This is a genomic window from Enterobacter cloacae complex sp. P12RS (assembly GCF_014895875.1).
GTDB classification, from domain to species: domain Bacteria; phylum Pseudomonadota; class Gammaproteobacteria; order Enterobacterales; family Enterobacteriaceae; genus Enterobacter; species Enterobacter bugandensis.
This window is the reverse complement of the sequence record NZ_JADBQO010000054.1, coordinates 1-18915: the sequence shown is the minus strand read 5'-3', so window position 1 is coordinate 18915 and position 18915 is coordinate 1. Positions and strand designations below refer to the sequence as shown.

Genomic DNA, 18915 nt, shown 5'->3' with positions numbered 1-18915 from the left:
AAAAGATTAAATTTCACTGGTCTATCCCCCAGCACGCCAACGCACTTTCCTGGTCTCGCCGTTCTACTTGACCGTAGCAGCCGTTCTTCTGGCCTTTAGTCAGGCGGCAGTCGCGGCCACCGTCTTTTATCCACCAGCGAATTGCCTCACATGCCCCGTGGTAGTCACCGGCATTGATTCGCTTATAGAACGTGGACGGGAAGCACTTACCCGGCCCGATGTTGTACGGACAGAAAGATGCGATCCCGGCTTTCTGCGGTTCGGTAAGCGGTACCGTAATATTGCGGTCAACCCACGCCAGAGCCTTATTTCGTTCGATAGAGTTCACCTGATTGCATCTGGCCTGAGTCAATTTCATGTCCTGTACAACAGGTTTACCATCAACCACCGTGACGCCGCGGCAAATAGTCCAGAGACCACTGCCATCTTTGTACGCAGTGAGGCTATTACCTTCTTTCTCATTCAGAAACTGATCGAGAATGACGGATGCAGGAGCACCAGCTAGCACCAGCCCCAGAACAGCAGCACTCAATTTTGCTCTGGCTCTCATCACTCACCTTCCTTTTGTAACGCCTCAACAACCACGCTTGCAGCTGCAGGACGTTCGTGAAGGGGTTTGTCACCAACGCCTTTCAGATAGTCATTGACCATTTTTGTCCGCTTCTCATCCTCTTTACGCCTGCGGTGTGCATCCACCCGCCCGGTTATGTAAGAAGCAAGCGAGATAAGCAGACCAGCAGCGCCAAAGAACATGAACACCAGATCCTGAGTGGTAAATCCAATGGCTGACGCCAGAGCTGCTACCCACGCGAAGAACTGCGTGAAGATGTTCCCTGAGTGATCGTTCATTTTCATGGTCTCTCACCTCGCTCATTGCGGGTGCTGAATTTGGGAATAAAAAAAGCCCGCTCTTTTGAAGCGGGCCAATCAGTTGACTATTTGTAAGGTAGGTGTGAGTGAAACCTATGCCTCAGTAGTGAAGCTGTATCGGCTGATTCACATAAGGTTCAGGAGAACCACCGAGCATTCAGTAACTTCTCACGACTTAAAGCGTAGCAGTAGTTTTCAAAATCATAAAAAAAGGCCTGCGTTTTATGGCAGGCTCTCAAGGAAGTTGAAACTTGTGTTGTTGTTTTCATGGTGCCGGGTGCCTCCCGGTGACTCTACCCCAGTCAGCAAAGCCGCGTGCATACCTGCAGTTCGCAGTAGACTGGAACGCCCTTTCGCCTAGAAAGGATTCACCACATAAATAATTTACGCGCTATTCATTCCGGTGGTCAATGATTTATCTTTGAACAAAAAAAAGCCTACTCACAGAGCAGGCAATCAGAGACTATCAGCATGCACGCTGTTAGTTAAAAGCACTAAGTACAAGCACTTCCATATCCATTCCACCGGATATTCAGAAGAATAACTCGATTAGTAAGAAGTGCAATAAATTCAGTAGAATATATCTTATTTGATGACTGGTGTAGAAAGTGGGCCTGAGAGAATTTCGGCTTCTCCGTTATCGCAAATGTCATCACCTTGAGTCAGATGCCAGATACCAGTAATTGTTTGGCCCGTTTCAAGGTCATCGGTTGTACCATCGGTGTAATAGGCGACCTGAATCCTGCCGTTGTGCTGTATCCAGTAGAAACCTTCTTCCATATTCCCTCCTGCGTGGTTGGGAAAATTATAAGTCATCGCAGGGTTAGATGGTTTTAGAAATTCTTAAACCGCTATTAAGCAAAAAGCCCCACGGGGTTAACCGCAGGGCTTTAAACGAAAGCAATAACCCATCGTTGGAGCAAAATTACCACAGATTCGGGAAAAGTAAATAGCTCACGATAAATTCATGCCCTATTTTGTTATCTGCTTCAGCTGCGCATCAGCCCAAGCTTCTTCGATATCAAACTTGGTGATTAACTGATCGTAAAATGGCTTAACAGACTTCTTCCAGCTATCGAGGCTGATTGCATCTGTTATCTGACACACCGCGGCGTAAGCCTCAGTGGAAGGGATTCGTTCATACCCCCGCCCGCTGCAGCGCTTGCAATGAGCCAGAACCGGAACGCCCTGCTTTTCTGTAAGAGCTCGGTTAATGGCTTTCCCGCGTCCATGGCAATCTCTACAGGCACAACTAACGACCTTCTTGCCCTTACACTGAGGGCAGAGAACGCGCGCTATCTCCCTGACCCGTCTGCACACCTCGTACTCAGAAGGTCGAATATCTTCGACGCCCATGTGCAAAGACATCTTCACGAATTTCTTCTCTTTAGCCGGAGTGTGAGACTTCATGCTGAATACATCAGCGTCAATAAACCCTTCCCCATTGCAGCCATCGCACTGCTTCACGCTGGCGGCGCTGCGGGAATAGTCCTCGAACGCGAAGGTGGCCAACTGATGCATCACCAGTGGCTTAACCCCGGCATCCAGTTTGCGCAGCGCAGCCACCCGATCGCACTTGAACAGCGCATACTGGGCCAGCAATTCGATCGCCCTCTCCCGGTCATTGTTGCTGATACCCATCTTCCCGAGAAAAGCGCTGTAACCCAAAGCTGCCCGTTCCTGCGTCATGCCCATAGCGGCCATGATATCCGTCCCGGTTAAAGAGTCTGACGCCGTTGCACGCGGAGAGTCGCTAATCATCGTCGATTTGGCGAAGTGATATTTAAGGGTGTTTTCAAGATTCATGCAGTCTCCAGCTCGGTGATGGTGAGTTCTAATTTCCCGCCCTTAACGACAGGCATTTTCACAACGCGATAATCCACAACCTGGCAGTCATCAAGCCAGAATCCCGCCTTGGTTAAAGCGTCGAATGCAGCTTTCTGCAGGTTATCCAGATCGCGGCGCCGGCGATCAGGCATGTGACATTCAATACGAATTTTGAGTAGTGCAGTCGTCCGGATATTTAACCGGGCGCTTCGAATGACACTGGCCACGGCATAGCGGTACGCGACGCCCTCAGCGCTAATGTGAGTTCGCCCGCGGTTGTGCCGGTAATACCGGTTGTTGCTCGGCGGCCAGGGCAAAGTGATTTGATATGTATTCACTTTCACCCCCACATCCGGTTTCGCCAGCGGCTATCCGCGCGCGCTGGCGTATTTGAGGTTGGCAGGAATGCACTTACAGTCCAGGTCACGTAATCCGGATTAAGGCTGCGCTCTACTCGCACGCCGCGCGCTTTGTAACGCTTAACCAGTTCTTCGGCCTGTTCGGTGCTGCAGTCGGTATGGTGAAACCAAGAATATTTCATGCCCTTCACCCCGCAAAGCCAAGCAGCTGCGCAGCGACATTTTCGGCCTCATCACGACTGCGGAATGAACGGGACAGGACCCAGCGCCAGAGGACATCGAGCGCAGCTTTATAGAGTTGCTGGAACTCGAGCTCGTCCATGTTGGCGAATGAGATGCTACGAGGGTGCTTTTTGAGGGTGCCGTCAGGTAGCTGAATAGCATCAAAGTGCCCTGCCTCGACGATCACCCAGGAGCGGTAAGCATCGAAGGATTTGCACAGGCTAATGCCATTCGTGACGCGCCGGTAAGCAACCTGCTCAAGATACTGCTCAGCAGCATCGATCAGCGCGCCCTCATTCCCGCCATACGAAGCCAGGAACCTGGCGTAGCCGGTGATCAGCTTCCGCTCGTTGCTAGATATAGCCCCGCCGGTTGGTTCCCAGTATTCAAAACCGAGATTGAGAAGCGCGAAAAAGCGCCGATGAAACGCCGGGTTACGTACCCGCCTGAACTCGGCAACAAGAACATCGCCGAACCGGGTTTTGGATTGCAGAATATCGCTGGTCTCGGGCGTAGCCGGGATCAGTATTCCTGAGTGGTGTTTGATAAGTTGTAATTCTAGCGCCATGGTTCTCTCCGTGGCGCATCAGGTATAGGGTGTTCAGGCCTATGAAAGAATAATATCAGACGGTGGTGTAACTCGGTACCCCAGCCGTTTTGCAAATTGCATAAACCCGTTGAGAGTGAAGATTTCTTCCTCTTCGAGTAACGGTCGTAATGAAACTATTCCATTTACTCGATAAACCAGATATCTCCCTTCCGCCGGGAAGCTATAGATAACTGCTTTATCGGCCCTTCTGACCACGTCGTACCATTGATCATCTGCATTAAAGGCATCTGTACTACACACTATTTCCCCCAGAGCGACTTATCGACGCGATAAACAGTAATCGGGAACAGCCAGGGGAACGCAAACAGCGATACTCTTTGAAACTGCTCCAGTGAAATTCACGCGATTAATAAAACCACTCGTCCGCGCTTTCCCAGGTCTCCTGCAGGATATGTTCGACCTCTTTCTTGTCACCTCCGAAAACAGTCAAACCATCATTACTGGCACGTTTAATCGTTAGCTGGCAATCATCGAATTGCTTGCTAAGTCTTTTGAGCAGTTCTGACTCGAGAGCAGGTAAAGCTCCATCAGGAAGTTTCTTCATACGATCAATGGTTAACTCAATTTTCATTATTCCCTCCGCAACGAACAACTGTATGTATATACAGTATATTTATAAACTTATGTTCCGGATTTTGCAACGTTTTAAGAGCATACGATGGATATCATTGAGGTTGTGTGGCCCACACACGAACCAAAGGCCGCATCTATTTTAATGGCATATAGGGGGTTAGGTTTGAGGGCGAAGGCAATAATATGTTTGTTTTTTTGCATGACACACAAGCACCACATCCTGACCAGAGAGCCATTAGTTCACCTTAAGGCAGAGGATGAGATGTCAGTTTTGTTCCAACAGCAGATATTGGCTGAATAGAATCAGTCGTGACAGCCGTCTAAAAGGCAACCGGAGGTTATCTGCCATTGGAAACGCGCTTGTAGGTATATTTTTCATTGGATTCGCAGCATGACTCGCAAACACATCTTCCTTAGCGGGCAACAAAACCGCCGTGAGGCGGTTTTTTTCGTTCTTTCGATGAATGGCGCGTCGGCTTTTGCTCATAGCAGACCTTCATCCTAGCCATCATGACCGCTTCGTGCCATATGTGCACGTAGCTAACAACAATCTGAGTTACTAATCGGCGGACAAGGTCATCATGTATTTTCAGGACAAAGATGCCGGCAGAACCAGTCAACAACCACATTGATGACCTCGGGTTGATACCAGTGATAATCACCATGTTCGGCGCCTTCGATAAGTACGTAGTCCGCTTTATTTCCTTCGTCCAAAAGGCCTTCGTAAAGCGTTGCGCTCTGCTTTGGTGATACTAATGTATCTTTAGTGCCATGCATTATCAGGAATGGAGGTTTGCGCCCTCTAATATGTCCTATGGGGCTTGCATTTATCGCTTTCTCAGGTGTAGAAGCGATGGATGCGCCTGGAAAGTTCCTGAAAGCAACACCATTAATTAGCAGTGATTCCGTGACCGCAGGAGACTGATGCACTTTTTGACGGTGATCAGGAAAACCATCACCTATGTTACGCAGGTCTGATATTCCGTAAAGCGTGGCCACAGCCTGCACATCAGCGGACTGGCTGAGAAAATCGCCGTGTTCGAATGATTTATCGCCATTTGTGGTACCCAGCATCTGAGCCAGCCATCCTCCAGCAGAATCGCCAAATACACCAATTCGTGAGGGGTCAATACCATAATCGGGGGCATGTTGACGAAGGTATCTTACTGCTGCTTTAGCATCTACTATTGGTGCAGGGAAGGTATCCGGGATTGTCCTATATTCTGCCGCAGCAACAACAAAGCCAGCCTCCGCCAGGGCCATACGCATTTCCATAAATTTGTTGTGCTCAGCCGTCATAAATCCTCCTCCAGGAAAATAGATGATGGCTGGTTTCAAAAAACTGGTACGAGGCACCAGAAAAGACATGTGTAAATGCCTGACCGAGCGAGTGCTTTTAACTGTCTCATAAACAACATCGCTGATGTTATCTATCGGGTTACGCGTCATAGCGACCTGAATAATTTCTGCTCCATGAACATAGCCGGGAAGATTGTAATGATCAGAAGATACTGCGCCAGTTTGTTTAGAAATCATAAAAAGCTTCCATTGAAAACAGATCTCCGAAGAATCGAATCCTCTATAACTATATCATCCCGTACGAGTCTAGTGAGATCGGTTCTTTCCCTGTATAACTAATATAAATATTCATTCTCAAGACTTATCCATGCAAGTACAGTATTTGTGACAAATCCTGGGAAGTGATGTTTTTTCATTCAGAAACAGTTACGTCATTGGATTGCTGTTATTTTTGTTATATTTCAACCTGTCTTCACGAAATCGATCCGCATTTTCGACGATCCAGGTCCATAGCGGAATCATACGAACAAGCAGTTCCATACCAGTATCAGACAGCTCGTATTCGACTCGTGGTGGAACTTCATTGAAATCATGGCGGATAACAAGGCCGTCCCGCTCAAGTTGTCGTAATGTGCGCGTCAGCATGCGCTGAGTCACTCCGTGCATACGCCTACCAATCTCAGCATGGCGTAGTCTTCCATACACGCCAAGAGTGTTGATAACACCCAATGACCAGCGACTTCCTGCATGGGTCAGCACTTCCCGCCGCAAGCCATCATCATCGTCTCTCAGCCCCTTACAAACAGCCTGCGAATACTGAAGAATCTCGTCCCGATCCATTTCACTGACTCCCGGTATCATACATGTACCTTCTTTTTTAGCCTGTTGTGAATTGCTAGAGTGGCGCAACAATTCATGTAAGGCCAGATTATGAACAAAATTGATCTTAACACTACGTCTGAAAATATCCTCGTGCTCGGTGCCGGTGAACTGGGCCTCCCCGTTCTGCGAAATCTTGCCCTTCGGGCAAAAGATTTGAAGGGAACAAAAATCAGCGTGCTGTTGCGCGAAAGTACCTTAACTTCAGATGAACCTGGAAAAAAATTAGTTCTCAAGGAAATCAGAAACCTCGGTATTAATATTGTCACAGGTGATCTCGTCATGAGTTCTGTCGACGATTTGGCCAGCCTCTTTGCGCAATTTGACACAGTCGTTGGCTGCACAGGGTACGCGGCTGGAATAAATACACCGATGAAACTGGCGCAGGCGGCTCTGCAGGCGCGGATTCCACGATATTTTCCATGGCAGTTTGGTGCCGATTTTGATGCCATCGGACGCGGCAGTCCACAAGACATCTTCGACGCGCAGATTGACGTGCGTGATTTACTACGCAGCCAGCATGAAACCGAGTGGGTCATCATTTCGACCGGCATCTTCATGAGCTATTTGTTCGAACCAGACTTCGGTGTGGTCGATCTACAGAACGATACTGTTCACGCACTCGGCAGTATTGACAACACCATGACGCTGACAACACCGGATGATATCGGGATGCTAACGGCAGCGATTGTATTTAACACTCCTCGCATTCGGAACGAAATTGTATATATCGCCGGTGATACACTGACCTACGCAGATGTGGCAGATAAGCTGCAATCAGCGCTTGGCCGTCCTTTCAGCTGCACGGAATGGAGCGAACAACATCTGATGGATAAACTGGCGCTCAACCCGCAAGACATGATGTCTAAGTATCGTGCCGTTTTTGCACAGGGGCGGGGAGTTGCTTGGGATAAAAAGCAGACATTCAATGAACGCCATAACATTCCGGTTACCGATGTGGCAGCCTGGATTAATGCAAACCTGATCCCAGGCAGCTCATGATAGACGTATTTAGGCTGCTGTAATAAATACCAGAGTCTTTCTCCTGCCTACCCGAATAGGTGATGAGAAAGACTCTGTTCCCCCTGTTGGCACTGATAGTAAAGCGGTTAAGCTGTGTGAGCTGAAAACCGGCTCTCCGGTAAACCGGGGAATACGGCTGATTTCGCTCTTAGCAGCGCTCCATCATGCCTTGACGGCACAGAAAGACCCACGCTGGCACTAGTACAATACAGCGTTGTGAATGCTTCTCCCGCGAGTGTCGGGCAAGTGCTCTGAATTCCTGGGGAGGGCAGGATACGATCCGTCGTTCCGTCCGGACGATAACGTACAACACGGCTTCCTCCCCATTCGGCATTCCAGATATAGCCCATTGCGTCCACGCAGGAGCCGTCAGGCGCCCCCTTTCCCTCTGTTGCAGTGAACACACGCTGGTTATTCATAGTGGGATAATCACAGCACAATATACGGCCCTGCATCGAGTCACAGTAATACATCGTGCTGCCGTCCGGACTGAAGCAGATGCTGTTCGGGATGGACACCTCAGGCAGGGGTAGCGTTTCAATGCTGAGTGTCGCTGCATTTAGCCTGTGAAATTTTCCGATGACTTTCGCGGGGTACCCGTCATCCATGGTCCCGAAGACGAAATTACCCTCACGGTCGCACCGACCATCCCCTGTCCGTGTTCCCGGCCCTCCCGGTGACCCCACTACCGGTGTAAAGATACCCGTATTCAGATCGCAGAAGACGAATCTGGACGCCAGCCCCATCAGTAAAACGTCAGAATTTTCAGTAAGTGCAAACGATCCGAGGCGCTCAGGCAGCGACCAGCGCATCACAACACCGGTGTCTTCTTCAAGGGCAAGCAGCTCGCTGCCTTCAATGTCAGTCCAATAAATCCTGCGAGTCCTCTCGCACCAGATTGGGCACTCTCCAAGCAAATTTCTGGTATCAGCAGCCACTGAAAACATGTTATTTCTCCCGCATATAAAAGTTTCGCATCGCCTGAACAATAGCTTACGGCCATCTGCACTATGGCAGAGCGCCGTAAGGAGCATTCCCCACCCTGTCAGGGCAAAAAACGCGCTGAAAGTTTGTCACCAAAAAGCATGATGGCGAGTCCTGCCAGCATGACCAGCATGCCCCCCAGTTTGAGCAGCGAAACCGGTCGCCTAACAGCACCCAGCAGACCGAAATGGTCAATCATTTGCGACGAGAGTAACTGCCCAACGATTGCCAGCCCTAGCAGAGCTGAAAAACCGATTTTCGGTGCCAGCACCACGTAGCTGAATAACGCACAGGCACCGATCAGACCGCCCGCCAGACTCCACGCAGGCTGCGAAGGAATAGCAGCGAGAGAGGTAAATAACCCTCCACGAAGCAGCGAGTAAATCCCGAGACTCAACGCCCCGGCCGTAAATGAGAAGAATGCGGCGGTAACCGGGTCCCCCCCGAGTCCTTTTGCAAGCTGACTGTTCAGGGTCGTCTGCAGAGTAATACCAAGACCCGCTGCAAAAGCTATTACGTAATAAATCGCGCTCATGCTGTTTTTCCCTGTCAGTTTGCCTGTACCAGCGGCAGAAATTTCTCCGCAAAGATGTCCGGCTCATACCCGGCGGCAGCAAAAAGGTGTTCGCGTGATTCATCGATGGCAGCACGAAGACGCTCGCTGTCCACGCCCAGAACTTTACCGTTCTTCTTGACGATGCGCCCGCCAATCATAACGGTATCGATGTTGCTGCGTTCAGTTGCATGCACCACCGTCCCGAAGGCATTCCCGTTCGGGTAGAGATTGAGATCAGCAGCATTAATCAGGATCAGGTCGGCCTGTTTTCCTGGCGTCAGGCTACCCACTTTATCCTGTAGCCCGGCACAGGTCGCACCATCGACGGTCGCCGACTTCAGCAGTTGCGCTGCCGGGAGCGTTGTTAGTGAATGCCCTGAATCACAGCAGTGCTGCTTATGCATACCCATTACTCGCTGCAGATAGAACGCCACGCGCATTTCCATAAACATATCTGTGCTGTAAGACGTTTCGTTATCCACGCTCAGGCCAGGATTGATGCCATGGCGCTGTGCGGCCTCAATGGCAAACATCCCGCTTTCAATGCCATAGTGCGAATCTGAGCGCGGACAGACGTTCACCCGTACGCCGGCTTCACGCAGGATTTCCCAGCCCTCATCAGGTAGTGCGGTACAGTGGTTGAAGATATTGTCCGGGCCAAGCAGACCCTGCCGATGCAGAGATTCAAGCTCGGAGGCCATCTCAGCACCAAAGAATTCGGTCACGATCGGCAACCCCAGCCTGCGCGCTTCAGCCCATAATTCTGGCTCCAGCTGAGCCATAACCCCCAAAGTCACAAGACCCTCTGGGTTATCCCTGAAATACTTTTCCTGCAGACGCTGCCAGTTACCTGGCCAATGTGCACGATCCCATTCACCCGCAACCGGTGCGCCGGAAGCATGAATGGCGCGAATGCCGCTATCAAGCAGAGCCTCAACTGCAGCGTCGGAATGCGCTGCGGTACGGCTGTTATGCGAGTTATCGATCATCGTAGTGATACCCGCGTCAATCGCGCCCAGCGCCGTCAGCAGGTTGCCGACATAGATATCTTCAGGACGGTAATATTTAGCGAACGAAAAGTGCGTGGCGTTGCTGTAGTCGTCCAGACAGGTGGCGTTGGGGTTGATGCGGCGTAGCTGACCTTCCCAGGCGTGACGATGAGAATCAACCATCCCAGGCATGGCAATCATATTTTTGGCATCAATAACACGAGCACCTGGCGCGTCAAGGTTCTGACCAACGGCGGTAATGATTGAGCCGTTGATGAGAATGTCACCGCGCTCAATATTACCGACGCTATCGTCCATACTCAGTATGGTTGCGCCGCGAATCAGCGTTACCGGCGGGTTTTCCGTCTGTTTCTTAACAATATTTCTGTTGTAATTGGTCATTGTAATCGTCTCTTTCAGATTAAAAAGGAAAACGATACGCCTCCCGATTAAGATGAAAAAGATGACTAACGTGTTTTCATAATTCAGAATTAACGAATAATAATGGTTAACAACTTTACACGATATTCAGGAGAGCAGTCAGGTGGATCGCATTCAGGCTATGCAGGTTTTTTTAAGGGTGGCTGAAGCCGGAAGCTTTGTCAGGGCAGCGGAAACACTGTCCCTGCCTTCCTCTACTGTTACCAGCACCATCAAAAACCTGGAGAAATATCTGCAGGTGCGTCTGCTCAACCGGACCACAAGGAGGGTCAGCCTTACGTCTGAAGGTCTGCAATACCTGGCGCAATGCAGGGAAATCCTTGCCTTAATTGAACATACTGAAGCCAGTCTGGCTGATTCGAACAAGCGCCCCCGGGGCCGCTTACGCGTTGATATGCCCGGCGGTATAGCCCATTTCATCGTTATGCCAAATCTGAAAGAATTCTACAGCCGGTATCCTGATATTTACCTGATGATCGGTGTCAGTGACCGGCAAGTTGATCTGGTTCAGGAGGGTGTGGATTGCGTGATCAGAACCGGAGAGTTGCTTAGCTCAACACTTGTTGCCCGTCCGCTTGGGCAGTTCCGCTGGATCACCTGTGCCTCTCCCGAATATCTCAGAAAGTATGGTATTCCACAGTCACCTCAGGATTTATCTCATCACAGGGCTATTCATTATTTTTCAGGGCAAAACCGACGTACAGACGAATTGCGTTTTGTACAGGGAACAGAAACGCTGTCTGTATCCGTCAGCGGGCAGGCAGCCGTCAATGAGACGGGACTCTATATAAAAATGTGCCTCGAAGGGTTCGGACTGGCGCAGCTTGCTGAAAACGTTGTAGCAGAACACCTGCAAAAAGGAACGCTGGTTGAAGTCCTAGCCGACTGGCAGCCGTCGTCTGTTCCTGTCACTTTGCTTTATCCCCATCAGCGTTTTCTTTCACCCGCCGTACGCGCATTTGCAGACTGGGTAGATGAAATCTTTAGTTGATATGTTTGTTACAGCCACCCGGAGTACATTAAAAGTCAGCAGTATTCAGGATACCTGGCAGGACGGCAGGCTTTGCTTCGCGGATGCGTCCATTCCGGAACGGCGGTTTCACCGGTAAAGAGCTGTACCCAAAAATTCAATTCTCCGTTTTAAAAGTAACGCCTCCGGCTAAGAACGCCAGCCGCATCCGGGGCCTCTTTTAACTGAAATGTCTGAGTAAAATATCTTCAAGGATGTGAAAAACGGTCCTGATGCGTTGCGGTACAAGGGTCTGAAAGGGCCGGTAAAGATAAAGCTGCCAGGTTTCCAGTTTTAGTTCCGGTAAAACATTCACCAGCCTGCCGTCTTCGAGATATTCCCTGCAGGCCAGATTACTCGACTGGATCACTACTTTACCGGCTAATGCAGCCTGAATCTCAGACTGGGAGTCGGTAGTAATAAATTCAAGATGTCGTGGTACAAAAGTATCTACGCCATCGAGCATATATTCGAATACTTTGCCGGTTTCAGGATTCAACAGGCCACTGAAAGGATAGCGCTGACGCAGATCGTCGAAATTTTCCGGCGCACCCAGCCTCTCAATGAGCCCGGGTGATGCCATCAGCGCGTGATGAACAAGCGTAATGGGCCTGATAATAAAGTTCGGATTTGGCTCCCGCTCAATACGGATCCCCATGTCAATGCGGTTCTGAACAGTATCCAGCTTCATCATGTCCAGCCGCCAGTCTATAAACAGCTCAGGATAAGGACGAAGCGCATTCAGAAGCTCATAGAGTACCTGTTCGTGCCCGGGAAAGCGAAACAGGGTGATCCTCACAATCCCCTTCATCTCGTTGTCATCTCTGGCCGTCTGAAACAGGGCCTCTGAATCCTCAAGCAAACGAATGGCCCCCGGCAGGAAGAGCTCACCAAAGCTGGTCAGCACAATAGATCGGGTATTCCGCTTAAAAAGTGGCTCGCCGAGCTGATTTTCCAGTTCAGCAATAGTGCGCGTCACCACTGAAGGAGAAATGGCCAGTCTGACCGCTGCTTCACGAAAATTCATCGTTTCTGCAGCGGCAACAAAAAATTTCAGCGCATCTAGTTTATTCATGATTGTTGTTTTTTTAGCAATTCTGACTTTCAAAATTAACAATTTTTAAGCAACAAATCCAGCCATATACTTAACCGCTCTAAAACATCACTGCGTTAAGAAAAGTCAGGATTCACTATGAAAATGAGAAGGTTGGGGAGCCAGGGGCTTCTCGTATCGGAAATGGGACTGGGGTGCATGGGCATGGATCATGGCTATGGCTATTCAGTTGACATCCGTGAACGAACAAAACTGATTGATAAGGCTGTGGAGCTGGGTTGCAACCTGTTCGACACTGCCCCTATTTACGGATTTGAAAATGAAGAACTTCTGGGTATTGCGCTCAAAAAACACCGGGACAGCGTCGTCATCGCGACCAAGTTCGGCGTAACCGGGATGGAAACTATTGATGGTCAACTGGTGCCAGTGTTAGACAGCAGTCCGGCGTCTGTCAGAAAGCAACTGGAAGGTTCACTCAGTCGCCTTCAAACCGACCATATCGACCTGTTTTATCAGCATCGCGTTGATCCAAAAGTTGAGCCGGAAGTCGTGGCGGGATTAATGAAAGAGCTGATCGCCGAAGGCAAAATAAAGTACTGGGGCCTATCCAATGCGCCAGCGTCTTACATACGGCGTGCCCATGCAGTCTGCCCGGTTACCGCAGTTGAAGATCAGTATTCGATGATGTGGCGTAAGCCTGAGCAGGATCTGTTTAAAGTCTGCGATGAACTTGATATTGGCTTTATGGCATACAGCCCGCTGGGTAATGGATTCCTGAGTGGTCAGGTGACAGTTAATACCACCTACGGGGAAGGCGATTACCGGGGCATGATGGGGCGCTTTAAACCTGAGGTTATGGAAAATAACCAGTCACTTCTTAATCTAATCGCTGACATTGCCGAAAGAAACAACGCAACTTCGGCACAGGTTGTGCTCGCATGGGAACTGGCTCAGAAGCCTTATATCGTGCCGATCCCGGGAACTACGAAATTACACCGGCTGGAAGAGAATTTTCAGGCTGCAAATGTTCAGCTCAGTGATGCCGAATTAAATGACATCAATGAAGCTTTATCCAAGATTCAAATTGACGAAACATTCTTTTAAAAATAAGAGATCGAAATGAAAACAACTGTATTTGTTACCCATCCCAACATTCATCTGTCCCGTGTTAACTCGGCGCTGGCAAATAGTGCAGCTTCACTGCCCGATATTAATGTACGTTATCTGTATGACATGTATCCGGATGGTAAAATCGACGTGGCCGCTGAACAGGCTGCGCTGGAAAATACCGATCGTATTGTGCTGCAGTTCCCGATGCAGTGGTACAGCACGCCGCCACTTCTCAAGCAGTGGCTTGATGATGTACTGACCTACGGCTGGTCACATGGTGGCGAAACACAGGCGCTGCATGGCAAGCAACTCATGCTGGCAGTTTCGCTCGGTGGTGCTGAGTCTGCGTATCAGCCTGATGGAGCAGCCGGTCATACGGTTAGCGAATATCTGCTGTCCTTTGAAACAATCTCCGGGTATCTGGGTATGCATTATCTCAAGCCTTTCATTACCGGCGGAAGTGCGACGATCACCGACGGGGAAATTGCGGCACAGGCTGAACGCTACAAAACGGTATTAGTCTGATTAGCATCATGCATTCTTTCGATTATTAAAACGCTCTGATGTGCTGGTTGTCGCTGAGGATTATAATTGTGGCAACCTGCACAACTATGGCTGCTGATGGCTGTTGTTACTGCCCTCAGCAAACACAAGATACCTGCCCCTACGCTTTGCCTTTCCGAGATAACGGGTGAAGATATCTGCTCCCCGTTGATTGACACAGAACGCTATTTGCAATATTCGCTCCTCGCTCAAAGCGGACCAGTTCATCTCTATGCCCTCCCATCAGCCTTCATTCGCTCATATTTGGCTTTCAGGTGCTCCGCCGGCGTAGGTCCATTCGGCGATACTGGCGAGGCAAACGTCCGACAAACAAGCGCTGCAGTACTGCTGCTGTCAACTTAATCTTTCGTTTTATTGGCCTCAACATGTACGTTAACATTAAGGCGTTTTGCTTACATGGTGATCATCTTTTGGGCAAGAACCATATCGCCACCATGTACTTGATCTATCAAATATTGAATAATAGTCATCATCAAAAAATCTTTATTAGCCGGATAAAAGTCGGTCAAGTCAATCCCGTGATCCTGCAACTGCTGATGCGCAGCTCTCTCCGTCTCAGCAACAATCTCGGCTACCCTAGCCTGCATCTTGTCTATCTGCTCAAAGACAATACGGTTTACGATTTCGATTTGTTCTGGCTTTAAGTCCTTTTCCATCATTACCTCTCATAAAGTCTGTCGCTTAGAAAATTTACATAATGAAAAACATAATATAAGAATAGGAAGAAAACCTTCAAATCGTTATGCGATCAGTGTCTTACGTGCTCACGCCTGAAACCCCTTTCCTCTTGCCAGGTTAATTCTGTCAACACATTCCCTTAATGCTTTGACTTGCTCCGGAGAGAGCTCAGATTCATCAATTGTGGCCAGAAGTGCATTGAGGGAGCGCTCAATATCGTTTTTAGTCAATCGTAAACAGATAACCTTAACCCAACGTGGCGAGAACTTGCTGAGGCCGATTGCTCTTGTGACACGTAGTTTCATGAGATGCCTCTTAACCGCCAGTGGTGGCGATTTGAAACTCGGTTATAACACACGTGGAGAAGACTTATGTGACTATTTCGCCTTAGAAATTTCTAAGGGTCATTTAGCCAAGGTAATCAGGCTTTCAGTAAACATCTAAGTTGGTTTTCCAGCATGTCACACAAGCGCCTCGTCATTACGCGAAGCGGCATATCACGTGAAGGTAGTTTTTACGGACATACAAAGGCTGGAATGTCAGCTTTGTGCCAGAAGCAGATTTTAATACAGCTCTAAAGTCCATTATAGGAGCTATTTACATCTATCAGGCTTTAGCAAGCGGCTTCATTCTAAAACTAATACCCATACGATTAATGGCATTCATGGTGGCAATAACAATGGTAAGTTCAACCAAATCTTTTTCACCGAATACAGAAAGCGCTGCGGAATATGCTTCATCGGAAGCATGTGTTTCACTAACACGGGTAACTTCTTCCGCCCATGAGAGGGCAGCTTGCTCTATATCCGAGAATAAATAGGTAGCTTCTCGCCAGACAGGCACTAATACAATCTTTTCGACGGACATGCCACTCTTGATAAGATCGCGAGTATGTATATCTATGCAGTGTGCACAACCATTGATCTGGGAAACTCTCAAAAAAATTAAATGGATCAGTTCGGCAGGTAAACTTGTCCCAGTAGTGGCGTAATGATGGAGCGCTGCTATAGCCTTGCCACCTTTATCGGAAACTTGAAACCAGTTTGGACGCTTCATCTTATATCCCCTTTTTTGAGTTATTTAAGTAAACCTTTGTTAATAAAAAGATGCCTCACAGAATCGCTACGACTGAGTGACAGAATTTAAATTAGTACGTCTGCTCAGACGTTGTAATCTTAGCGATTTATGTCGTAGATAAAAGAGACAAAAAATGGGTAAAACGGTAGGACAATCATGGGGTACCTCGTGCAGTAAAACTGGATAACGATTATTAAAAGCAATCCCTGAGTGCTGATAAAATCCACGGTAAAGTCCGCTTCTCGCTCATAGCGAATCATTTCTTTCCTATGCCCTTCCATCAGCCTTCATTTGCTCGTATTTAGCTTTGAGAAGCTCTGCAGGTGTCTGCCCCTTCGACGATACTGGCGCCGCCAACGCTCGACGAACAGGCGGAATCGGCTTTCCGGCCAGCACCCGCTTTTCCCACACATCCAGAATGTCGCTGGCTTCGCGCTCTAGTTCTTTGTGGCTCAACTGACCATCGGTACCACGACGACGCAGCTCGAGGCAAATGTGGTAGTAAACCGGCTTAGGCCACGGATATTGCTCGCTGCTCGGGTACCGGAACACCAGCTTACGCCACTTCCAGTACTCAGCCATGACGTCAGCGGTGGTGATCCCCAGCACGCAGCGCCCTTCCCTGCACCACTTGATGAACTGGCCTGGCGAAGGCAGGAACGGGCGATCCTGGCGACGCACCATGCGCATGCCGGCTTCGACCTGCTCCATGGTTGTGATCCCGTTTTCTTTAAAGGCCAGCACCCATTGCCGGCGGATCTCGTTCACGTCTTCCTGGCTGCGTTTAACCAGGCTTGCCGGAAACGCGGCCGCCAGCTGTACGAATAACCCGTTGATAATCTGCGCCACCTGCTGCGTTTGTTCGCGTTCGGTGTACTGCTCAGGCATGTTGTGTGCCACACGGCGTGCCTGTTCCCGGTCAAAATCGCGAATACTCTCGGCAAGGTTTTTCATTCCAGCACCCCGTCAATCCAGTCGGTGTTATGCAGGTCAATGCCTCCCTGGGATAGCTTTGCCGTTCCGGTTGCGCGCAGCCGCTTGGTGGTGAGCTGATCCCACTGCTTTCGTAGACTTGAGGGGCTCAGGATGTTGTCTTTCCAGAACTCATCCCGGTTGGCCCACTGGAACAGGTCACAGATTTCGTAGTGAGTACGATTGTCCTGGACACGCATCAGCCTGATGGTGTTTGCCCATTCAGCCCAGTTGGGTTCAGATAGCGATGCGTTGACGGTGAGAAGCCTGTCGTAAATCCAGCGGGCGGCCTTGAGGTCGTCAGCGGATCCCCATGATTTACCTGCCGGGGTGTATATCCCGTCGGCAGCTTCAGGATGGCGAGAGAGAAACTTTTGAGTTTTCTGGTTTCGGGATTCGTCAGAATTCCGAGACGAGGATATTTTATTATTGTTCTTGTTATAGTCTTGGGTGTCTACCGTTTCCGGGAAGGTTTTTCCCGTTTTCGGTAACACTTTTCCCGATTTCGGGAAGGTTTTTCCCGTTTTCGGTTTGTCTAAAATCCAGGCTGAAAGGTCAGTATTTATACCGACCGTTTTCATCATGCCCTGCTTCTGACTGAAGATAATTTTGCGTTCTGCGAGTGATTTGAGCGCATCAGAAACGTGGGAATCACTCAGCCCAGTAAGCTCGGCGATCACTGTGTTCGTAACGCGGTCCTGTTTCTTGTTCCAGCCGTAGGTAAGCCAGATCACCGCCTCAAAACACTGCCATTCCCGGCCTGACATTCTCAGACGAGGCTTGAGCTGTTGGATCTCGTTAGCGACCTTGGTATACCCATTCGACAGGTCGGCCATACGACCTCCCGGTTGTTCGGTTCTGTTGGGGAAATTGATAATTTCAGCTGTGTTTGACATACTTAGCTCCGCAATTACACTCCGTTTTTGCACCTGAAAGTCGGTTCTGTTAGCGCAGACCGGCTTTCGCCTTTTCTGAAGTCTTCACATTGCCCCCAACATGGTTGTGACCATCGCCAGCAGCGGTGCCGTAAGGTCCGGATCGACACGGAACATTTCATAAATCCCCTCGCCTAACTCCTTCAGTTTTTCCTTCTTCGGTGCATCGAGCATCAGAGCTTGCTTCGCCTCACTCACCTCTTTCTCCAGCCTAGCCATTCGATAAGCAAACGAGTCATTCTTTACGACACGGTCGCGGTATCGAAGCGGCAATACAGACATGATCGCGGGAACGAGTTGTTCGACGTTCTTTCGGTACGAAGCGGAGTCTTCTTTGTTGTCGAGCCAGCGGAACAGCTTCACGTTCCAGACATCGGCCTTACCTGAGAAATCCACACCATCAAGTTGAAGTTCTTTCGCCGCTTCTTGGATTTGTAGTGCAACAGCTACGCGCCCTTCTGCTGCTGCCCACGCCCGGACCGCAGAGCAGAGATCACGATGAGCAATATCCTGCGCTGTAGATTCGTTTTGATGACACTGGAATATCAGAGGATTAGAGGAAGCTCTGCTACTTTGTTGAAATGAAACAGTTTGCATAGTTAAGACTCCTGTTTAAGTAAACCGTCTGTTGGGTTTGGGTAGAGATCTGGGCGCAGTTCGTGCGGAGTTACGCCGGTAACCCCATAAATTTGCAAAACTCGATCTGCCGGGACGACGCCCTTATATCGATTTCGCCAGTGACTAACAGTCATGGCGCTTACGGTTAGCAGTTGGGCTAAGCGCGTAGCAGTTCCTGCTTTGGTAATTGCTTTATCAATTGCTTTCATAAATAGCTCCTGTAAGAACAACGCAATTAAACATATTGTTTATGTTTATGTCAACAT

The 18915-nt window shown here is 49.4% G+C and carries 26 protein-coding genes; 4 read left to right on the top strand and 22 right to left on the bottom strand.

Going from position 1 to position 18915, the window contains the following annotated elements; genetic code table 11:
- Nucleotides 1-13 precede the first annotated feature (13 nt).
- From IM284_RS21265 to IM284_RS21220, 11 genes are all read right to left on the bottom strand, one after another.
- Entirely contained in the window at nt 14-550 is a 537-nt protein-coding gene (locus tag IM284_RS21265) for a lysozyme (protein WP_193055915.1), read from the bottom strand.
- The gene (locus IM284_RS21260; RefSeq protein WP_193055898.1) at nt 550-855 is read right to left on the bottom strand and encodes a hypothetical protein; all 306 of its coding nucleotides are present in this window, start codon (nt 853-855) and stop codon (nt 550-552) included. The genes IM284_RS21265 and IM284_RS21260 overlap by 1 nt, the downstream gene beginning before the upstream one ends.
- A gap of 600 nt (nt 856-1455) precedes the next feature.
- On the bottom strand, nt 1456-1650 hold the full coding sequence (locus tag IM284_RS21255; protein WP_193055897.1) for a hypothetical protein: 195 nt from the start codon (nt 1648-1650) through the stop codon (nt 1456-1458).
- Between the two features lie 192 nt (nt 1651-1842).
- A complete protein-coding gene (locus IM284_RS21250; RefSeq protein WP_193055896.1) occupies nt 1843-2676 on the bottom strand; it encodes an antitermination protein in 834 nt (277 codons plus the stop codon).
- Nucleotides 2673-3035: a crossover junction endodeoxyribonuclease RusA gene (gene rusA, locus IM284_RS21245; protein ID WP_193055914.1), complete on the bottom strand. Its 363-nt coding sequence runs from the start codon at nt 3033-3035 to the stop codon at nt 2673-2675. Before rusA ends, IM284_RS21250 begins: the two co-directional genes overlap by 4 nt.
- A gap of 2 nt (nt 3036-3037) precedes the next feature.
- Nucleotides 3038-3238 (bottom strand): hypothetical protein, encoded by a 201-nt coding sequence (locus tag IM284_RS21240; RefSeq protein ID WP_193055895.1) that lies wholly within the window; start codon nt 3236-3238, stop codon nt 3038-3040.
- Nucleotides 3239-3243: 5 nt separating this feature from the next.
- Nucleotides 3244-3846 (bottom strand): DUF1367 family protein, encoded by a 603-nt coding sequence (locus IM284_RS21235; protein WP_193055894.1) that lies wholly within the window; start codon nt 3844-3846, stop codon nt 3244-3246.
- A 39-nt stretch (nt 3847-3885) separates the two neighbouring features.
- The gene (locus IM284_RS23450; RefSeq protein ID WP_232928289.1) at nt 3886-4128 is read right to left on the bottom strand and encodes a hypothetical protein; all 243 of its coding nucleotides are present in this window, start codon (nt 4126-4128) and stop codon (nt 3886-3888) included.
- A 106-nt stretch (nt 4129-4234) separates the two neighbouring features.
- Nucleotides 4235-4459, bottom strand: coding sequence for a DinI family protein (locus tag IM284_RS21230; RefSeq protein ID WP_063429019.1), 225 nt, complete (start codon nt 4457-4459; stop codon nt 4235-4237).
- 581 nt (nt 4460-5040) lie between these two features.
- Entirely contained in the window at nt 5041-5997 is a 957-nt protein-coding gene (locus IM284_RS21225) for an alpha/beta hydrolase (protein WP_163280264.1), read from the bottom strand.
- Between the two features lie 189 nt (nt 5998-6186).
- The gene (locus IM284_RS21220) at nt 6187-6621 is read right to left on the bottom strand and encodes a helix-turn-helix domain-containing protein (RefSeq protein WP_204275541.1); all 435 of its coding nucleotides are present in this window, start codon (nt 6619-6621) and stop codon (nt 6187-6189) included.
- A 69-nt stretch (nt 6622-6690) separates the two neighbouring features.
- Between IM284_RS21220 and IM284_RS21215 the strand changes: the two genes are divergently transcribed.
- Nucleotides 6691-7641 (top strand): aromatic alcohol reductase, encoded by a 951-nt coding sequence (locus IM284_RS21215; RefSeq protein WP_063429024.1) that lies wholly within the window; start codon nt 6691-6693, stop codon nt 7639-7641.
- A 107-nt stretch (nt 7642-7748) separates the two neighbouring features.
- Here the strand turns inward: IM284_RS21215 and IM284_RS21210 are convergent, their stop codons facing one another.
- The 3 genes from IM284_RS21210 to IM284_RS21200 form a co-directional block, all read right to left on the bottom strand.
- On the bottom strand, nt 7749-8609 hold the full coding sequence (locus tag IM284_RS21210; RefSeq protein ID WP_193055893.1) for an SMP-30/gluconolactonase/LRE family protein: 861 nt from the start codon (nt 8607-8609) through the stop codon (nt 7749-7751).
- Nucleotides 8610-8707: 98 nt separating this feature from the next.
- A complete protein-coding gene (locus IM284_RS21205; RefSeq protein ID WP_046622862.1) occupies nt 8708-9181 on the bottom strand; it encodes a DMT family transporter in 474 nt (157 codons plus the stop codon).
- 14 nt (nt 9182-9195) lie between these two features.
- Entirely contained in the window at nt 9196-10593 is a 1398-nt protein-coding gene (locus IM284_RS21200) for an amidohydrolase family protein (protein WP_193055892.1), read from the bottom strand.
- Nucleotides 10594-10735: 142 nt separating this feature from the next.
- On the opposite strand from IM284_RS21200, the gene IM284_RS21195 reads away from it, so the two are divergent.
- On the top strand, nt 10736-11623 hold the full coding sequence (locus IM284_RS21195; protein WP_114455272.1) for a LysR family transcriptional regulator: 888 nt from the start codon (nt 10736-10738) through the stop codon (nt 11621-11623).
- A gap of 199 nt (nt 11624-11822) precedes the next feature.
- Here IM284_RS21195 and IM284_RS21190 read toward each other — a convergent pair whose 3' ends face one another.
- The gene (locus tag IM284_RS21190) at nt 11823-12716 is read right to left on the bottom strand and encodes a LysR family transcriptional regulator (RefSeq protein ID WP_193055891.1); all 894 of its coding nucleotides are present in this window, start codon (nt 12714-12716) and stop codon (nt 11823-11825) included.
- Nucleotides 12717-12833: 117 nt separating this feature from the next.
- Between IM284_RS21190 and IM284_RS21185 the strand changes: the two genes are divergently transcribed.
- Both IM284_RS21185 and IM284_RS21180 read left to right on the top strand, forming a co-directional pair.
- Nucleotides 12834-13799, top strand: coding sequence for an aldo/keto reductase (locus IM284_RS21185; RefSeq protein WP_193055890.1), 966 nt, complete (start codon nt 12834-12836; stop codon nt 13797-13799).
- Between the two features lie 15 nt (nt 13800-13814).
- Nucleotides 13815-14330, top strand: a complete 516-nt coding sequence (locus IM284_RS21180) for an NAD(P)H-dependent oxidoreductase (protein WP_193055889.1) — start codon at nt 13815-13817, stop codon at nt 14328-14330.
- Nucleotides 14331-14761: 431 nt separating this feature from the next.
- On the opposite strand, the gene IM284_RS21175 is transcribed toward IM284_RS21180, so the two are convergent.
- The 7 genes from IM284_RS21175 to IM284_RS21145 form a co-directional block, all read right to left on the bottom strand.
- Nucleotides 14762-15028, bottom strand: coding sequence for a nitroreductase (locus IM284_RS21175; protein WP_226838904.1), 267 nt, complete (start codon nt 15026-15028; stop codon nt 14762-14764).
- 105 nt (nt 15029-15133) lie between these two features.
- Nucleotides 15134-15352: a hypothetical protein gene (locus IM284_RS21170; RefSeq protein ID WP_075209031.1), complete on the bottom strand. Its 219-nt coding sequence runs from the start codon at nt 15350-15352 to the stop codon at nt 15134-15136.
- A 301-nt stretch (nt 15353-15653) separates the two neighbouring features.
- Nucleotides 15654-16103, bottom strand: a complete 450-nt coding sequence (locus IM284_RS21165; RefSeq protein WP_063452983.1) for a carboxymuconolactone decarboxylase family protein — start codon at nt 16101-16103, stop codon at nt 15654-15656.
- A 288-nt stretch (nt 16104-16391) separates the two neighbouring features.
- Entirely contained in the window at nt 16392-17078 is a 687-nt protein-coding gene (locus IM284_RS21160; RefSeq protein WP_193055888.1) for a replication protein P, read from the bottom strand.
- Nucleotides 17075-17992, bottom strand: a complete 918-nt coding sequence (locus IM284_RS21155; protein ID WP_193055887.1) for a replication protein — start codon at nt 17990-17992, stop codon at nt 17075-17077. Before IM284_RS21155 ends, IM284_RS21160 begins: the two co-directional genes overlap by 4 nt.
- A gap of 84 nt (nt 17993-18076) precedes the next feature.
- Nucleotides 18077-18628: a toxin YdaT family protein gene (locus IM284_RS21150; RefSeq protein ID WP_193055886.1), complete on the bottom strand. Its 552-nt coding sequence runs from the start codon at nt 18626-18628 to the stop codon at nt 18077-18079.
- Nucleotides 18629-18630: 2 nt separating this feature from the next.
- The gene (locus tag IM284_RS21145; RefSeq protein WP_193055885.1) at nt 18631-18858 is read right to left on the bottom strand and encodes a YdaS family helix-turn-helix protein; all 228 of its coding nucleotides are present in this window, start codon (nt 18856-18858) and stop codon (nt 18631-18633) included.
- Nucleotides 18859-18915 lie beyond the last annotated feature (57 nt).

Coding starts and splice junctions, on each gene's coding strand:
- IM284_RS21255 (WP_193055897.1), bottom strand. CDS start 1,650: ATGGAAGAAGGTTTCTACTGGATACAGCACAACGGCAGGATTCAGGTC.
- IM284_RS21200 (WP_193055892.1), bottom strand. CDS start 10,593: ATGACCAATTACAACAGAAATATTGTTAAGAAACAGACGGAAAACCCG.
- IM284_RS21150 (WP_193055886.1), bottom strand. CDS start 18,628: ATGCAAACTGTTTCATTTCAACAAAGTAGCAGAGCTTCCTCTAATCCT.
- IM284_RS21250 (WP_193055896.1), bottom strand. CDS start 2,676: ATGAATCTTGAAAACACCCTTAAATATCACTTCGCCAAATCGACGATG.
- IM284_RS21160 (WP_193055888.1), bottom strand. CDS start 17,078: ATGAAAAACCTTGCCGAGAGTATTCGCGATTTTGACCGGGAACAGGCA.
- IM284_RS21205 (WP_046622862.1), bottom strand. CDS start 9,181: ATGAGCGCGATTTATTACGTAATAGCTTTTGCAGCGGGTCTTGGTATT.
- IM284_RS21180 (WP_193055889.1), top strand. CDS start 13,815: ATGAAAACAACTGTATTTGTTACCCATCCCAACATTCATCTGTCCCGT.
- IM284_RS21220 (WP_204275541.1), bottom strand. CDS start 6,621: ATGATACCGGGAGTCAGTGAAATGGATCGGGACGAGATTCTTCAGTAT.
- IM284_RS21145 (WP_193055885.1), bottom strand. CDS start 18,858: ATGAAAGCAATTGATAAAGCAATTACCAAAGCAGGAACTGCTACGCGC.
- IM284_RS21165 (WP_063452983.1), bottom strand. CDS start 16,103: ATGAAGCGTCCAAACTGGTTTCAAGTTTCCGATAAAGGTGGCAAGGCT.
- IM284_RS21155 (WP_193055887.1), bottom strand. CDS start 17,992: ATGTCAAACACAGCTGAAATTATCAATTTCCCCAACAGAACCGAACAA.
- IM284_RS21170 (WP_075209031.1), bottom strand. CDS start 15,352: ATGAAACTACGTGTCACAAGAGCAATCGGCCTCAGCAAGTTCTCGCCA.
- IM284_RS21265 (WP_193055915.1), bottom strand. CDS start 550: ATGAGAGCCAGAGCAAAATTGAGTGCTGCTGTTCTGGGGCTGGTGCTA.
- IM284_RS21175 (WP_226838904.1), bottom strand. CDS start 15,028: ATGATGGAAAAGGACTTAAAGCCAGAACAAATCGAAATCGTAAACCGT.
- IM284_RS21225 (WP_163280264.1), bottom strand. CDS start 5,997: ATGATTTCTAAACAAACTGGCGCAGTATCTTCTGATCATTACAATCTT.
- IM284_RS21215 (WP_063429024.1), top strand. CDS start 6,691: ATGAACAAAATTGATCTTAACACTACGTCTGAAAATATCCTCGTGCTC.
- IM284_RS21185 (WP_193055890.1), top strand. CDS start 12,834: ATGAAAATGAGAAGGTTGGGGAGCCAGGGGCTTCTCGTATCGGAAATG.
- IM284_RS21190 (WP_193055891.1), bottom strand. CDS start 12,716: ATGAATAAACTAGATGCGCTGAAATTTTTTGTTGCCGCTGCAGAAACG.
- IM284_RS21210 (WP_193055893.1), bottom strand. CDS start 8,609: ATGTTTTCAGTGGCTGCTGATACCAGAAATTTGCTTGGAGAGTGCCCA.
- IM284_RS21260 (WP_193055898.1), bottom strand. CDS start 855: ATGAAAATGAACGATCACTCAGGGAACATCTTCACGCAGTTCTTCGCG.
- IM284_RS21240 (WP_193055895.1), bottom strand. CDS start 3,238: ATGAAATATTCTTGGTTTCACCATACCGACTGCAGCACCGAACAGGCC.
- IM284_RS21230 (WP_063429019.1), bottom strand. CDS start 4,459: ATGAAAATTGAGTTAACCATTGATCGTATGAAGAAACTTCCTGATGGA.
- IM284_RS21235 (WP_193055894.1), bottom strand. CDS start 3,846: ATGGCGCTAGAATTACAACTTATCAAACACCACTCAGGAATACTGATC.